This is a genomic window from Nitrospirillum pindoramense (assembly GCF_007827955.1).
In the GTDB taxonomy this organism is placed as follows: domain Bacteria; phylum Pseudomonadota; class Alphaproteobacteria; order Azospirillales; family Azospirillaceae; genus Nitrospirillum; species Nitrospirillum amazonense_B.
The window spans coordinates 134390-150802 of sequence record NZ_VITR01000015.1 but is presented as its reverse complement, the minus strand read 5'-3'; the positions used below and the strand labels follow the sequence as shown (position 1 = coordinate 150802).

The window sequence follows — 16413 nt, the reverse complement described above, 5'->3', positions numbered from 1 at the left end:
TCATTCACCGACACCGCTTCATTCATGACCAATGGAGGATGAATTGCATCCGGTTGCCAGGTTGTACGAGCGTGAGAACGACTTTCCCCTTTATCGCGGGGGTCCCAAGAAAACCTACATGATCGCCGCCATTCCACGGACGGGCAGCACACACCTGAGCATCAAGTTATGGAACACCGGCGCCATGGGCGCCCCTATGGAATATACGAACTTGAGCAACCGGGATCGCATGATTCAGCGCCTGGGGCGGGGTGATAGCCTGACTTATTGGAAACGCCTCAAGACTGTAAGGACGTCACCCAACGGCGTCTTCGGGTTCAAGGCCTTCGTTTCTGATTATCGAAACATCGCGGCCAATCACGAGGCTCTTTTGCCCATGATTGAATCCGACAAGGTGATTTACCTGGTCCGCAAGGACCGGGTCGCGCAAGCGGTTTCTTATGCAAAGGCGGTTCAGACGGCCGCGTGGTTTTCAGGTGTCGAATACAAAAAAGAACCAGAATATGACCTGAAAGCGATGCTCAATGCCGAGAACTGGATTAACCAACAAGAAAGCGCTTGGGAAGAAATATTCCAAATGACAGGAACATCTCCGCTCCGCATTTACTACGAGGATTTTTTGGCCGATACCGAAAAGTCAATTATGGAAATCGCCAAATTCCTGGAGATACACCCTGCGGAGTTTCATCCCCTCGGCCTTCAAGACATCGAGAAACAGTCCGACCAGATCAGCCAGGAATGGGCCAGGAAGTTCACCGAGTATAAGAACACGGTCGGACAATCCGGTGACATCGCAGCCTGACCCGCACTATCCCGTCCATCAAAACTTCAATCGGAGACTGATATGCGCGCTTTGAAGAAAGCCGAACTGGATCTCGTCGCCGGCGGCTACGACACCGGCGGGGGACAAACGATAACGACAATTACCGTGACGGGGCATCCGTCACCATCGCCATCGCCCTCTCCCCTGCCCTCTCCGTCTCCCTTCCCGTCGCCCATTCCCAGCCCAACGCCCAACGATCCACCGGACCAAGGCAATGGGCAGGTCCACACCACGCCGAGCGGCAATCATTACACCACCAACATCCCTCTGACCGACGCTCAGACGAAGGTTGTCGACAAGATCGTCGACTTCGGTCAACAGCATGGCTTCACGCCAGATCAAATCAAGACCGCGGTGGATCAGGCGTATTACGAGTCCAGTTTCAACCAGCAAGCCCAGAATGGCAACTTCACCGGCCTGTTCCAGTACAACCAACAGACCTGGAACGATTTGGGCCATAGCAACATGGACATCCATAACGAGGATGACCAGATCAAGGCCATTTATTCAGATATTAGCCGCTATAGCGACCGCTACAGCAGTGGCGAGTCGTCCGGCGCCATTCCCAGCAGCGAGAGCTTCGAGAATTACTTCGAAGTAAAGCATCACCTCGGGAACAACTCGACGGACTGGAACAGCCCGACCGTGGCCGATTATCCGGGCAAGGTTTCGACGCTGGGCTTCACCAAGGGCTGATGCCATGGTCTACCGAGCCAAGGCCTTGCTTTGCGCGGCGGCGATAGGGTTGATGCCCGCCATAGCCGCCGCCAAGAGCCCCTGCACCATAGATCGCGCAAGCTATCAACTGCACGGAAATCCACAGTTCACTGCGGGTTTCCGGGATGTCGGCCACCACGAAAATTGGCAAAGCACCCTGGCCTTTTTCGTGCGCTCCAACTCGACGGGCAAAACCTATTGGTTCCTCTTCGATGCTGGAACGGCCCGTTACATCAACCTTATATCCACCACCGACGTAACGGCGCCGGGTTGGCATCCACCGGATCCTGATGGGGGCACAAGGCCCCTGGGGGAATTGCATTACTTCGCCGCCAATGCCGACTTAACTTTCAATGAAAGCTTGCCGAAGGCCGGCGATGCGGCGCCTGACCACATCCTTCTGCCCGATCTTTCCGAGGTGATGGCCTACAAGGCAACACCACGGGAAACGGTTCAGACGGCTTTCTTCGACAACACCGGCTGCGCACAGTCCGGCAAGTAAGCGAACTGGATGGCGGCGCGCTTTAAGGGCGCCGCCATTCTTTCCATTTGGATCGAGACACCGGGGGGAGGAGGGGATCATTGGGTCAAACCCAGCCGTCACGCCTGTTCCATGTTCCGCTGATGCCGATGCCTCATTTCAATGCTTTGCCGGCGGAATGCCGGCAGGCTTACATCGACCTTGACCGACGTCTGGGCGACATCTCAGCCGACGGACGCAGGCGGCTGCTAATGCAGGCGCGAGATCCGGCTTTTCGCGACCGCTTGCATGACACCGGCGTGAGCCGCTTGCGCCACGAGCTTTCGGCACATTTCACGGCCCTCAACGCCGATCAGTATGAAGATGCCCGGGTTGGCCAGGAAATCAATGCTCTGATCAACCTTATGTCAGGGGGCGGCGCGGCGGAACCGTCATTTGCCTTATGCGTAACCGCGGTCCGGGAAGCACTGAGGCTACGGACAAATTACCGCGACGGACCATGCTATTCCAGGAAGGACCTTGGCGGCTATCAAGTGCTGTTCCCGAGCGCAGTTCATATTTCTGAGCGCATGCGGGCCATGGACGATTTCATCGCGTCGAACCTGGATTACAGCCGATCCTTCACCGCCACCGTGGCCATGAACGCCATCTGCAACCTACATCCTTTCCTGAACGGGAATGGCCGGACATCCCGGGTCCTGTTCAACTTGGTGGTTGGCACTCACCGGCTGCCACCCCTGTATGTCCCGCTATACACGCTTTCCAAGATCTCCCATGGCGGGTTCCTGATCCGGTTGCGGCAGGCCCAGTATCACAATGATTGGCACCCGCTCGCCGATTTTATCACCAATGGCTTGGACCTGCTCTACCCGGTCCATAGCAGCAGCGGATAGGCGCTGAACGGTCTGGGACAACGGCGACGTGAACGCGCGGCGCCTGGCCGGCACCCTCAGCGTCGGGCCGGAGGGCCCCGTTGGCGCGCAACATTCCGCCGTGGCTTGTGATAGTCGCGGCAAGCTTCCCGGTGTACTCCAGCCGGCAGCATGACGCTGTCCGACACATCCGGGGTGGTGCCCAACGCCAAGCCAAGGATGGACCGGGGGTCCTCGCGCTTACGGGCATGGAGGCGGCCCCATCAGGCCAGCCAGGATTCTGTACCAGGACACCCAGCGCACCACAATCTCTAGGCGGGAAGTTTGGTAGGTTTTGTTCGGATTACGATTACCGGCTTCTCGCGCTCACCAAATTCAGTTAATTTCCGGCGTCGTTAAAGGCCAAGGGGGCTCTCGGAATGACCACCGCGCTGATCGCCACCCCTAGCCTACCCCATCCGGGGACTATTCCCAACCCGTTGAGGACCTGATGAAGAACGGTGTGGAGGCATGACCGCAGCCACGGACGCGAACACGACGCCCCCCGCCGCGAAGCCGGGCCTGCGGGCCCGCTTCAAGGCTTGGCGCCGCCGCCACCGCTTGAACATATTCCTGGCCGTCCTGGTTTTGGCTTTCCTGGTCGTGGCCCTGGCCGACCGGATCTTCATCAACATTCCCGCCGGTTCGGTGGGCGTGTTGTGGCTGCGCTTGGCCGGCGGCACCCAGTTGGGCTTCCACTTCAATCCCGGCCTGAAGATCATCGCTCCCTGGGACCGCATCTACATCTACGACGTCCGCCTGCGGCGGCTGGATGAGACGGTGCAGGCCCTGACCCGGGACGGCCTGTCTGTCGACGTGCAACTGACCATCTCCTATTTCATCGACCGCGACCTGGTCGCCAACCTGCATGAGACGCTGGGGCCGCAGTTCGAGACGACCCTGATCCTGCCGACCATGAGTTCCGAGATCCGCAACGCCATGGCGGAGCTGCGGCCGGACGATCTGTACAGCATCAATCGCTCCATCCTGGAACAGCGGGTGGCGGCCCTGGTCCGCAATGAACTGACCCGCAGCCATCTGGACATGGGCGGTAACCGCCAGATGCTGAACATCCAGGACATCTTCATCCGGAACATCGCCCTGCCGCCCACCGTGCAGGCCAGCATCGAGCAGAAGATCGCGGAAGAGCAGAACGCGCTCCGCTTCCAATTCGTGCTGGAGAAGGAACGGCTGGAAAGCGAGCGCAAGGCCATCGAGGCCCAGGGCGTGCGCCAGTTCCAGGAGATCGTGTCCAACGGCATCTCGGACCGCTACCTGCGCTGGAAAGGCATCGAGGCCACCCTGGCACTGGCCAAATCGCCCAACGCCAAGGTGGTGGTCATTGGCTCACAGAACGGCTTGCCGCTGATCCTCGACACCACGGAGCGGGGGAGCGCCCTGCCGGCCGACCTGGCCGGATCGGGAACGGAAGCACCACCATCCAAAGGGCCGCGCGTCGGCACCGTGCCGGCGGCACAGGGCAACGGCGGCGCGGCGTCGGGGAAAGCGCTTGGCGATCCCCAGGAGGGACGTCCGTGGCCGCCCCCCCTGCCCGATGGTGTCGCCCCCCTGGACGCCCCGTCGCGTACGCCCCCCTCCTCCAACCAGGGCTCGCCGCATCAGCCGGCACTCCCGGGCGGGGTCGCACCCGGGGGGGGCCAAGGGACGGTACCAGCGCCCGCCACCACCCACCCCGCCGCCGACGCGGTGGCCCCACAGCCGACGCCCCTGTCGCCGTCCCCCCGCGCGCCGTGATCCCGGTGGCCCTCCGTCCCATGACCATCCGCCGGCGCCTGGCATTCCTGGCGACGCTGTTCGCGGGCCTGGCCTTGATCGCTTGGCTGTTCCCCCAGGGAGTGGTGGCGCTGTACCGCCGAACGGTCGCCCCCGCCCCGGTGGTGGCCATTGCCGGCTTTCATGAGGCCTATGCCGGCTCCGAAGCCCTGCATGGTGTCGCCCGGGCCCGCATCGGCGGTCGCGTCACGCTGGTGGCTGTCGGGGAAGGCGGCGTGGTCCTGACCAATTTCGGCGGCCGGGCATGGTCGCGCCAGTACACCCCCATCCGCAGCGAGTTGTATGGCATCGCCAGCGGGCCCGGCGGCTTGGTGGCGGTCGGCTCCGGCGGTACGGCCCTGCTGTCCACGGACGCCATCACCTGGCACGTCGAACAGACCGGGGTCGCCGGCACCTTGACCGCCGTCGCCGCGTCGCCCGACCGTTATGTCGCCTTAGGCGCGGCTGGCCTCGCGACCTCCACCGATGGCCGGGCCTGGACGGCGGTCGAACTGTCCGCCGATGTCAACCTGAATGACGCCAACCTGAACGCCGTGACCTATGAGGCCGGCCGGTTCGTGGCGGTGGGCGAGGGCCTGTCCGCCACGTCCAGCGACGGCGTGGTTTGGACCCCCTGCCTCCTGGGCAACCGGGCGGTTCTGGACGCCGTGACCTATTCACCAACGCTGGGCTTCGTGGCGGGCGGCAGCAATGGCGAATTGCTGCGCTCCAGCGACGGCTGTCATTGGCGCCAGTTGACCCCTGTTCCCGACATCACCATCCATGCGGTGCTGGCGACGACGGAGGGGATCGCGGCGGCGGGCACGGGCGGGGTATTGGGTTTGGCCTGGCCGGGAAAGGCCTGGCAGGAATGGGCCTCGGACGCCCACTATGACGTGCGCGCCCTGGTCCGCACCGATGATCGGTTGGTCGCTGTCGGCACGGGCGGCGTCATCCTGTCATCGACCGACGGGCGGCGGTGGCGGGTGGAACGCCCCTCCATCGGCCAACCCGTCCTGGACGTTGTCTACAATGACGGCGCCGGTTTCACCGCCGTGGGGGGCGGTGGCGCCATCCTGTCCTCCATCGACGGCCAGAACTGGATCCGCCGTACCCCCCCCACCCATCACGGCTTGTGGGCCGTCACCCGGTTCCAAGGCGGCCTGGCCGCCGTGGGCGACCGGGGCCTGGTGTTGATGTCGCGGGATGGCGTGCTGTGGTCGTCCCGCTTCAGCGGCACCAAGGCCGACTTGATGGGCGTGGCCGCCTATCAGCGCCAATTGTTGGCGGTCGGCCGCAACGGCACGCTGCTGACCTCACCGGATGGTGATCTATGGGAAGCGCGCGCGGTGTCGGACCCACTCCAAGCCGGGCATTCCACCTCTTTGGCTCTGCTCGCGGTCGCCGCCGCCCGCAGCTACGCCGTCGCCGTGGGCGAGAACGGACTGATCGCCGTGTCGCGCGATGGTGTCGCGTGGCGCACGCTGCCCCCGCTTACCCACCAGGATCTGCTGGCGGTGGTGACCGATGGCGACAGCGCCGTGGCCGTCGGGTCCGACGGCGTCGCCTTGCGCACTCTGGACGGCCAGACGTGGACCCGGGAAGAAACGGGCACGGACGAGAAACTGTGCGGTGTTACCCTCACCACCGCCGGCGTGGTGGCCACCGGCAGCGGCGGAACCATTGTCGCCTCACCCGGCCCGGGGCGCTGGATCGCCCGCCAATCAGGCACGCGCAGCACCCTCTGCGCGATCGCCCAGGGTCCGGGCCAAGTGGTCGCCATGGCATATAGCGGCACCAGCGCCCATTCCGAGGATGGCGGGGTCACGTGGCAGACCGTGACCCTGCCCATCAACGAGGGCTATTGGCTGGCCCAGGCCGACGGCCATGTCCTGGCGGCCAAGCCCGCCGTCAGCCAAGGCCAGATCAGCGCCACGTCGGGCAGCCCGATCGTCGCCATGGCGGCACCGGTAATGGGTGACGGCTACTGGCTGCTGAGCCGCGACGGCCACGTCCATGCCATCGGCAACGTGAAGGAGTATGGCGAGGCCCGCGACCTGTTGCCCGGCCAGAAGGCGGTGGGCCTGACGTCCAGCCCCTCTGGCCTGGGCTACCGCATCGCCCTGTCGGATGGCACTGTCCAATGCCATGGCGACGCGTCCTGCGATTTGGGCCCCGGCCCCGGATCGCCCACCACCCCCGTCGGCGCCCCCGTGGTCGCGATCGCCACCAGCCCCATCGGCGAGGGCTACGCCCTGCTGCATGCCGATGGCTCGGTCCGCACCTTCGGCACCATGGCCCATCTAGGGGACGCCGCCGCCGCCGCCGTCGCGCTGGCCATCCGGCCGGCCGGCGATGGCTATTGGGTTTTGGCCGCGGACGGCCGCGTCACCGGCTTCGGCGCGGCCCCAAGTTTCCCCGCCGGTGAGATCCTGCCAGCGGCCGGCCGATCCAACGTGCAGAACCAGCGGCCGGTGGCATTGGCCTCCCTGGCGGACGGGGCCGGCGTCTGGGTGGCGCTGGCCGGCGGGCGGGTAGTGGAGGTAAGGGCCGACCAGCAGACCAGCAATCCGTGAGGTGCGGGGCAGGTGCGGCGGCCCGCCCTTGGGCGGGCCGCCGGAACGGAGCCGCGGAAGGGCCCCAGCGGAGAGGCCAAGAGGCCGCGCGTATCAGGCGGCCGGCTTGCTCTTGGCGGCCTTTTTGGCCTGCTTCGCCTTTTCCTTGGCCTGCTGCCGGGCTTCGTGGGCCAGTTTCTTGCCCGTCTCGAACTGCTCGGCGATGAAGTCCTTGAAGGTCAGCGTATCCAGGTCCAGCAACGACCCGCCATCCTCATAGTGGCGGACGAAAACCTTGCCCACGGCGTAGGTCATGGCGCCGGTGGCCACCGGCAGGCCGGCCAAGGCGACCGCCTCCCCCACGCCCGGCACCAGCTTCAGCAGGCTGACGGCGGCCATGCCACCGGCCAATCCGCTGAAGGTGCCGGCCAACGAGGCCAACACCGACGTTCCCAATTCCTTGCTGAACGGCTTGCCGTACAGTTGGGACAGCTTCTGGACCATGCGCAATTGAATGAGCGTGATGCCCGCCAGGTCCACTATGGGCAACGGCACCGTGGACAAGGCCATGGTGGCGACGACGTAATCCTTGATCTTGTTGTTGGCGAGCAAGGTCAGGGCCAGATCGCCGCGCACGGACTCGCCGGCGGCGTGGACCACCGCCGGCGTCGGGGCGACAGTCGTGCTTTCCACCATGCCACTCTCCCTTAGTTTCCATGAAAAAGTGCCCCCCGTCGCAGGACGGGGGGCACCGGACAACCAACCCGGCGCCGGACGGCGGCGCCGATCTGCCTTAAGCCGCGACCGCCTCGGGCGCCGGTGCCGCCAACTCCTTGGCCGACTTGCCGCGCGCCTGGTTGAAGGTGTTGGTGAAGAAGTCGCGCGCCTTTGCGACTTCGAAGCTCAGCAGGTCGCCACCGGTGGCGAAATGGTGCTGGAACACCTTGCCGACGGCATAAGTGAAGGCGGCACCAAAAGCCGGCTGGGTGGCGATGCGCAAGGCCAAACCGGCGGCGGGCACGGCGTTGGACAGGGCGGTCACCAGACCGGAACGGACGACACCACCGGTCAGCAGGGTGGGCGTGACGCTGGCCAGCAGCGAAGAGACGGCCGCCTTCCCCACGTCAGCGCGGAAATCCTTGCCGTACACGCCGGCGAGGTCATGGACCAGCTTCAGCTGCACGGCGATGAGCGCGGCGGTGTCCACGAAGGAGAACGGGATGACACCGGCGACGGCGGCCAGGTAGATATTGTGGCGGACCACGGTGTTGGCGTGGGCCTCCAGCGCCAGGGCGGTGGATTCGGGCGTGGTGGTCGCCGTCTCGGCAGCGGCGGCTTCGGCGTGGACAGCCTCGGCCTGAGTGGTGTCGGCTTGAGTGGTGTCGGCCGGGGCCGTCTCGGGGGTTTCGCTCATCGGTCGATACTCTCCAGGGGGGTGGTCGGGGATCGGGCCGGCCTCGCTGGCGGCCGGGGAAATCGGGGGAATATCCAGCGAGGCCGCCGCCTCGGACGGCGGCTCTGCGGGAAGGCTGGACGCGTTTGCGGGGGAACCGGCATCACCACCGGCGCTGGCGGGGGCCGAGACAACGTTCGCCGGGCGCCGCCCGCGACCGCCGGAACCAGAGCGCTTGCCTGCCATCGTACCCTGTGCTCCCGTCAGCGCCCGCAGGCGCAGGCCGCAAATGGCCAGGGGGTGAAACCGTCAGTCACGACCCCACCCAAAACACGTCCGTATACTACGTTTAACAATTCCTGATATCCAGGACTTTAACGTTAGAGTTGCTGGATTCTTTGGTTAGACCCAATTTTGGTATACCGCCCAGGCAATGCCAGCGGCGCCAACACGACCGGCATCCCAAGTCCTCACTCTCAAGATTGCAGTTCCATGGCAGCGGTTACCGAGGATCGCTGTTCCATCACTTGGCCTTCGTTCATGTGATAGATGCGGTCGGCCATGCCGAACCAGCGATCATCATGGGTCACGCAGATGACGATCTTTCCCCGCGCCTTGAACGCCGGCAGAAGTTCCTCATAGAACACATGGCGAAAATGGGGGTCCTGGTCCGCCGCCCATTCGTCGAAGACCAGGATGGGCTTGTCCTCCAACTCCGCCACCAGCAAGGCCAGCCGTTTGCGCTGGCCGGTGGACAGATCGATGGTGCTGAAGGCGCCGTCGGCCACATGGACCTTGCCCGTCATCTCCAGCCGCTCCAGCAGGGCCTCCACCCGCAAGGGGTCGATGGCGCCGACGCCATAGAGGCGGCGGGACAGGTGGTGGTCGGCGAAAATGGCGGAGAAGTGGTCGCGATAGGCCTGCATCTGCCCAGGCGCCACCGGCACGCCATCGGCCAGCATCTGGCCACCGCTCAACGGCGCCAGGCCGGTCAGCAGGCGCAACATGGTGGATTTGCCCGACCCGTTGCCCCCGGTGACGAAGGTGATCTCACCCGCCTGGAAGGACAGGGTCAGGGGCCCCACGGAAAAGAGGGGGCGGCCCTTGCTGTCAGCGTAGGAGAAAACGGCGTCCTGAAGCGCGATATGCCGCGGCGCCGACAGGGGCAGGGCGGATTCGCCCGCCCGCAATTCAACCGCCCGGCGCAATTGGCTGGTGATGTCGTCCATGTTGGCCAGGGCCATCTCCGTCTCCGTCACCATCGGGGTGACGTGGGCCAGGGTGCCGACGGGGCCAACGACGAACAGTGCGGTCATGGTGGCGGGCACGACCACATCGGCGTAGTCCTTGGCCACCAGCGGCACCAGGAAGACCATGAGGCCGATCAGGGTATAGAACATGGCCTGCAGCAGGGCGAACTCCCAGCCCCATTGCGCCTTGGTCCGGCTTTTGATGCGCCGCGCCTCCGCCGAGGCCGCCCCCACGTCGGCCACCAGCCCCTCGGCGCGCGTCGTGCTCATGCGCACTTCCTTGAAGCCGTCCAGCATGTCGGACAGGCCGTCGAACACCGCCATCTCCGCCGCCACCGCGTCGCGCATGGCCTGGCCCAAGGCCTTCATGCGGGCATAGCGCACCGCCACCGCCACGATGGCGAACCCGAAGGCCATGACGAAGGCGGCCACCGACAGCCAGGCGAGATAGACGCCCAGGAAAACGAGGACGATGGCCTGCTGCACGCCGATGACCAGGAAGGGCAGGCTGCGCGCCAGGGTCTGGGTATCCTGGGTCAGGGCGCTGTACAGCCGGGTACGCCCCAGCCGCTCCACGCTCACCAGGTCGGAGGCGCGAACGGCGTCGAACAGCCGGGTGCGCAGGCGGTGGATGATATTTTCCGCGTCCTGGGACGCGGTGACCAGCACGTAGTTGTCGCTGACGGCGAACAGGGTGATCGACAGGGCGAACAGCAGGACCAGCCGTTCGCTGACCGACCCCTTGGCCGCCTGCTGCGAGGCCTCGTCCACCAGCCACATCAGGGTGGTGGACGCCAGCGCCGACAGGGCCGCGGTCCACGCCAGCGACCGCAGGTTCTGTGGAATTTCCTCGACGACAAGGCGCCACATGCGCATCAGGCGCCCTCCCCCGGCTGGCCGGCGGCAGCCGCGATGGCATGGTCGGGGCGGTCCTCGCGGACGATGCGCCCCATCTCCATCCGCAGGCAGCGATCGGCCGCGTCGAAATAACGGTCGTCATGGGTGACCGCGATGATGGTCAGCCCCCGCGCCTTCAGCGCCGGCAGGATCTCGCGATAGAATTTCTGCCGGAAGTGCGGGTCCTGGTCGGCGGCCCATTCATCCAGGATCAGGATGGGCTTGCGCTCCATCAGCGCCGTCACCAGGCCCAGGCGCTTCTTCTGCCCGGTGGACAGGTCCTGTCGGCCGAAATGGTCCCCCTCCAACGCCGTGATCTCCGCCATCTCCATCCAGCGCATCAGGGCCGGCGCCTCATCCTTGGCATTGGGGGCGCTGTCGTGCAGCCGCTTGAACAGATGGAAATCGGCGAAGACGGTGGCCATCAGCTGACGATAGCCGTCATAGCGCTCGGGACCGATCCGCACCCCATCCACGGCCAGGGTGCCGCGCAACGGATGGTACAATCCCGTCAGCAGGCGGACGAAAGTGGATTTGCCCGAGCCATTGCCGCCGGTGACAAATACCGTCTCACCTCGGCGCAGGGTCAGGTCGATGGGGCCGACCACGAACGGGCGTTCGCCCGCGGGCGCCGGGAAACTGAACTCGACCCCGGACAGCGTGATTTCCTGGAAATCCGCCGATACGGGCACGGGCGTCACCTCGGGCCCACCCTCCTCCAGCGCCAGCAATTCCTCCCCCAGGGACAGCATGCGCCCGGCCGCCGCCTCCGACGCGCCCATGAGGGTAACGGTCTGCATCAGCGCGGAGAATGGCGAGGACATGAACAGCACGGCCGCCGCCACCTTCACCACCTGCTGGCTGAAGGCCGTGGAATAGGTGGGCACGATGAAAACCACGGCCCCCATGATCAGGTTGAACACGGTGGCGCCGAAGATGAACTGCTGCCAGCCATGCAGGTGAACCTCGCTCTGCGCGGTCATGACCCGGGCGGAGACACCGCTGAACGTGGCGCCCAGGTCATGGCTGCGGGCGCTGCTGAGCCGCTGTTCCTTGAAGCCGTCGAACAGGTCGGTGACGCCCTCGTGCAGGCCGGCGGTTTCAGCGGCCAGGATACCCTGGCGGTCGGTCAGGTCACGCCCGAGGCGCAGATAACCGACGGCGCAGAAGGCCAGCAAACCTGTCACGACCAGGAAGGCCAAACCGGAGATCCAGGCGATGTAGACCATGACGGCGATGGTCAGCAGGAAGGATCGCAGCGACAAGGCCAGGAAATGGGAATTGGCCGAGATCATCTGCGTGCTTTGGGTGATGCTGTCGTACAGGCGCGTGCGTCCGAAGCGTTCCAACTTCCACAGGTCGACCCGGCTTAGCCGCCGCATCAGCTCCATGCGCACGCCGTCGATCGCCTCCTCCAGGTCGGCGCCCATGCGGGCCACCATCCAGGTCTCCATCAGGGCGTAGACCACCACGCCCACGGCGAAGGCGGCGGCGAACCACAGGTTCACCTGGCTGGTCTTCTTCTCGGCGATCTCGGCGGCGGCGGCGTTCACCACCGCCAACACCAGGGTGCTGGACAGCGCCGACAGCGCGGCGCCCGCCACCAGCCGTCGCAGGGGCCCCGGTCCCAACCGGGCAAGCAAACGGATGAGATTCATCGCGACCCGGGCGAGGCGACGGAACCGGGAACAGGTATCGGATTGGTCGACATACGGACGGGGCCTGCTGATCGGCGGTTGACCGGGTCCAGCCACAATCTCACGTGGGTGGCAAGTTCGGCAAGCCAGGGCTGGACCAACATCTGTCCGTGGGTCCCCTCCATCCACCGCAGGTCCACGCCCTGGGTGGCCAACGGGCCCCATCCGTTCAGGTCATCGCCGGGAATGCCCGGGGCCTGGCCGGTGACGACGCGCGGCCGCACCAGCAGCAGGCGCGTGTCCAGCGGCCGCGGACGGTAGCGCACCGCCGCCAAGCCGTTGTTCTGGAACAGGGCCAACAGGCGGCGCATCCCCGCCCGGTCCATGCCGTCCGGCAGGAAATGGCCGCCCTTGTTCTGCTCCAGGATGAAATCCAGCCGCTGTTCGGGCGTCATCGGCCGCAGCGTGTCCGCGTCGAACAGCCCCATCTCGTCGAACAGGGCGGCCAGGTATTCCGCTTCGTCCTTCTGCAGCAGCTCACGCACCGGGTCGGGGGCGGCGACGCCGTCCAGGACGATGACGGCACGCAGGTCGACGCCGGCGCGTTGCAGCTGGCATGCCGCCTCCCAGGCCAGCAAACCGCCGAAGCTCCAGCCCGCCACGGCCACCGGACCGTCACCCAGTACCGGCCGCAGCGCCTTCACATAGGCGTCGGCCTGAGCCTCCACCGTCGGCAGCAGGGGTTGCCCCTCCTCCAAGCCATAGCTTTGCACCATGTAGACCGGCTGGGCAGGCCCCAGGGCCTGCGCCAACTCGCGGTAGCACAGCACGTTGCCGCCCACGGGGTGGAAACAGACCAGCGGCACCCGGTCGCCGGACGGGTTCACCGCCACCACCGGCTGCCAGTCGGCTGCCTGCTTCCGGCCATCGATCAGCTGGGCCATGGCCGCCACGGTGGAACTCGCGAACAATTCCGCCAGCGGCAGGCGCACGGCGAACCCCGCCTCCACCGCCGACAGCAGCCGCACGGCCAGCACGCTGTGCCCCCCGCTCAGGAAGAAGTCCGCTTCGGCATCCGCCACCGGCTGGTCCAGCACCTGTTCCCAAATGGCGGCCAGGCGCCGCTCCGTCTCTGTTGCCAGCGGCCGTACCACCGGGGCCGCCTGGTCGGCCGGGTTGGGCAGGCGCGCCTCGTCCAGCTTGCCGTTGCTGGTCATGGGCAAGGCATCCACCGTCAGAATATGGGCGGGCACCATCCAGGCGGGCAGCGCCGCCTCCAGCGCCGACCGCACCTCGGCCGCGTCAAAACCGGGGCGGGGCACGACATAGGCGACCAGGAGCCTGTCGCCGGTGCCGCGCGGGTCCCGGGCCAGCACGACGGCGTGGCGGATCAGCGGATGCTTGGTCAGGCGGGCTTCCAACTCGCCCAGCTCCACCCGGTGGCCCCGGATCTTCACTTGTCGATCCTCGCGCCCCAGGAACTGCAACTGGCCGTTGCCCAGGCGCCGTGCCAGATCGCCGGTGCGATACCAGCGCTGGCCGTCCGCGTCCGTCTCGAAATAAGCGGCGGTCTGCACTGGGTTGCCCAGATAACCCCGCCCGACGGAGATGCCGCCGATGCGGATTTCACCGGGCACGCCGTCCGGCACCTCACGCCCCTGGCCGTCGGTCAGGCGCAGCGCGATGCCATCCAGGGGCAGCCCGATGGGTGGCGGCAATTGTTCCCGCCACGTTGCGGCCGTCATCAGGTACTGGGTGGCGCAGACGCAGGCCTCGCTGGGGCCATACTGGTTCACCACTGAGGCGTCGCGATGGGCGGGCACGTCGAAGAACCGGCGCAACGCCGCTTCCGGAATGACCTCCCCTCCCAGGATGAAGCGGCGGACCCGGGTGGATTGGCCACTGTCATGCCAATAATCCGCCAGCATGCTGAACAGGCTGGGGGTGGCGTCGCACACGTCGATGCCATGGCGCTCCAGGAAGTCGTGCAGGGCCGCCGGGTCGCGCCGGGTGTCTTCGCCGCTGATGTGCAGGGCGTGACCATTCAACAGCGTGGTATAGATGGCGTGCATCGAGCCATCGAACGCGAAGGTGAAATTGCAGGTGGCGGCCAACTGCCGTCCCTGCGCCATGGGCTGATGGAGGCTGCGGTCGATGGCGGCGGCCATGTTGACGACGGACCGGTGCTCGATGACCACACCCTTGGGCACGCCCGTGGTGCCGCTGGTGAACATGAGATAGGCGGCCCTGTCCGGCGTCACCTGGACCGCAGGCGCGGTCCCGGGCAGCGCCTCCAGCGTGTCGGCGCCGGCGATCCAACGGTGGCGGCGCGCGCCCTCGGCCCGGCCGTCCAGGCGGACCACCAGATCGAAATCATAAGGTGCCGGGTCGAAGCCCGGCGCCTCAATGGCGGAAAAGTCCAGCGAGGGCGCCTCCGGCCGCCCCGCCGCCCAGTCGCGGAAGAAGGCCCGGGGAACGAAGAAGTTGTCGTCCAGATCCAGGCGGGGGTTATAGCCCTGCCCGGCATGGTCGCGGGCGAACGTGGCCAGGTCGGCCAGGTAAGCCTCCTTCCGGTCCAGATCCCAGATGTTGCCCAGGAAGAGGGCGCCGCCGGGCCGCAGCAAGGCCATGGCCTTGTCCAGGACGGACGCCAGGTAACCGAAGCCGGGAAAGCTTTCGATCACACTGTTGAGGATGACCAGGTCGAAGGACCCGGCCGGCAGCAGGTCGATATCATGCGAGACCAGATGCCGGCCGACGACATGGTCCAGGCCCAGGCGGCGGGCCACCGCCTCCGCCCGCTCCGCGTTCAGGCGGGAAATATCGCTCGCTACGTAATGGCCGCACAGCGGTGCCACCCGCCGCATGGTGAAGCCCGAGGCGCAACCGATCTCCAGCACCCGCGCGGTGGGGCCCAGCAATGGTGCCAGCTTGCGCCGGGCATTGTCACCGAACGCCGCCATGGCCTCGGGCGCCATGGGCTGGCCGGTGAAGGGGCTTTTCCAGCCGCCGGCGTTGACGTCGTCCACCTCCTCCGCCGCGATATGATCCCACAGTTCGGTGGACATCATCACGCTGGGGGCCTCGACCATGGCGGCGGGATCGGCGGCGTCCAGGCAGAGGCCGTGCGCCAGGGACGGGCATTGCCACTGCAGCGCCCGCAGGTCGCCCAGGTTCACCGCGTCCACGATCATGGCTTCGGCCCCGGCGATGCGGACCAGGTCGCGCCGGCGTGGCAAGGGCTGGGTTGGGTCCAACGGCACATAGACGCAGCCCGCCTTCTGCACCCCCAGCGCCGCCGCCAGATAGCCACGACTGCGGCCCATCATGACGGCCACCCGGGTTTCCGGCGCCAGGGCCGCCCGGCCCAGCCAGTGGGCGATGCGGTTGGACCAGGCGTCCAGCGCGGCAAAGGTGATGCTCCCGGCCTCATCCACCAGCGCCGGCGAATCCGACCGGATGGCGGCCCAACGGCTGAACCGGGTGAGGATGGTCTGGCCCGCCAAGTCGTCGGCAGCCCGGCGGATGCCAGCCTTGGCGGAGGCATCCTCCGCCCTCCTGTCCTGTTGGCGCGCGCGATCCTCGTCCAACTCGAACATGAAATCGGCGATTCTCACTCCGCGGCCTCCTTGCCAGGTCGGTTCACGATCATGGTGGCGAATTGGCCCAGATAGGCCAGCCAGCGCTCGGCCGTCGGCCGGTCGATGACGTCGGTGTCGTATTCGAGCAGGAATTCCATGCGATCCGGCCGATCCGTGAGGAACAGGAGCAAGTCATGCTTGGCGGTGGCGGGCCGGATGGCCGTCTCCACCTCCTGCATGAAGGCGGGATCAAGGACCCCGGCGCCATCCCCGGTGCCGTCGCCCGCGGCGCCAAGCGCGGGACCGTCGTCCACCGCCATGTCAGCGCCCAGGTCCTGGAAATGCTGGTATTCGAAGACGACGTTCACCAGGGGCTGGCGATTGCCGCTGCGCTT

12 protein-coding genes (1 of these 12 running past the window's edge) are annotated in these 16413 nt (G+C 66.2%); 6 read left to right on the top strand and 6 right to left on the bottom strand.

Annotation, left to right across the window (positions count from 1 at the left end):
* Positions 1 to 118 precede the first annotated feature (118 nt).
* From FBZ90_RS22375 to FBZ90_RS22350, 6 genes are all read left to right on the top strand, one after another.
* The gene (locus FBZ90_RS22375; RefSeq protein WP_186455992.1) at positions 119 to 802 is read left to right on the top strand and encodes a Stf0 family sulfotransferase; all 684 of its coding nucleotides are present in this window, start codon (positions 119 to 121) and stop codon (positions 800 to 802) included.
* A 42-nt stretch (positions 803 to 844) separates the two neighbouring features.
* A complete protein-coding gene (locus FBZ90_RS22370) occupies positions 845 to 1519 on the top strand; it encodes a hypothetical protein (RefSeq protein ID WP_145735205.1) in 675 nt (224 codons plus the stop codon).
* 4 nt (positions 1520 to 1523) lie between these two features.
* On the top strand, positions 1524 to 2042 hold the full coding sequence (locus tag FBZ90_RS22365; RefSeq protein WP_145735204.1) for a hypothetical protein: 519 nt from the start codon (positions 1524 to 1526) through the stop codon (positions 2040 to 2042).
* A gap of 80 nt (positions 2043 to 2122) precedes the next feature.
* Entirely contained in the window at positions 2123 to 2914 is a 792-nt protein-coding gene (locus FBZ90_RS22360) for a Fic family protein (protein WP_145735203.1), read from the top strand.
* A gap of 489 nt (positions 2915 to 3403) precedes the next feature.
* Complete coding sequence (locus FBZ90_RS22355) at positions 3404 to 4687, top strand: prohibitin family protein (protein WP_145735202.1); 1284 nt, start codon at positions 3404 to 3406, stop codon at positions 4685 to 4687.
* Positions 4688 to 4707: 20 nt separating this feature from the next.
* Positions 4708 to 7281 carry a beta propeller repeat protein gene (locus tag FBZ90_RS22350; protein ID WP_145735201.1) on the top strand — a complete coding sequence of 858 codons (2574 nt, stop codon included), beginning with the start codon at positions 4708 to 4710 and terminating at the stop codon, positions 7279 to 7281.
* A 93-nt stretch (positions 7282 to 7374) separates the two neighbouring features.
* Here the strand turns inward: FBZ90_RS22350 and FBZ90_RS22345 are convergent, their stop codons facing one another.
* From FBZ90_RS22345 to FBZ90_RS22320, 6 genes are all read right to left on the bottom strand, one after another.
* Positions 7375 to 7956 (bottom strand): YcjF family protein, encoded by a 582-nt coding sequence (locus FBZ90_RS22345; protein ID WP_145735200.1) that lies wholly within the window; start codon positions 7954 to 7956, stop codon positions 7375 to 7377.
* A 97-nt stretch (positions 7957 to 8053) separates the two neighbouring features.
* On the bottom strand, positions 8054 to 8674 hold the full coding sequence (locus FBZ90_RS22340; RefSeq protein ID WP_186455991.1) for a YcjF family protein: 621 nt from the start codon (positions 8672 to 8674) through the stop codon (positions 8054 to 8056).
* 455 nt (positions 8675 to 9129) lie between these two features.
* Positions 9130 to 10779 (bottom strand): cyclic peptide export ABC transporter, encoded by a 1650-nt coding sequence (locus FBZ90_RS22335; RefSeq protein ID WP_145735198.1) that lies wholly within the window; start codon positions 10777 to 10779, stop codon positions 9130 to 9132.
* A complete protein-coding gene (locus FBZ90_RS22330) occupies positions 10779 to 12458 on the bottom strand; it encodes a cyclic peptide export ABC transporter (RefSeq protein WP_145735197.1) in 1680 nt (559 codons plus the stop codon). Before FBZ90_RS22330 ends, FBZ90_RS22335 begins: the two co-directional genes overlap by 1 nt.
* Positions 12455 to 16054 (bottom strand): AMP-binding protein, encoded by a 3600-nt coding sequence (locus FBZ90_RS22325; RefSeq protein WP_145735196.1) that lies wholly within the window; start codon positions 16052 to 16054, stop codon positions 12455 to 12457. The genes FBZ90_RS22330 and FBZ90_RS22325 overlap by 4 nt, the downstream gene beginning before the upstream one ends.
* Positions 16051 to 16413, bottom strand: partial view of a non-ribosomal peptide synthetase gene (locus FBZ90_RS22320; RefSeq protein ID WP_145735195.1) — the final stretch only. The gene runs 16647 nt beyond the window's last position; the window shows 363 of its 17010 coding nt (coding positions 16648-17010); the start codon falls outside the window, past its right edge — the gene reads right to left on this strand; it ends in the stop codon at positions 16051 to 16053. Before FBZ90_RS22320 ends, FBZ90_RS22325 begins: the two co-directional genes overlap by 4 nt.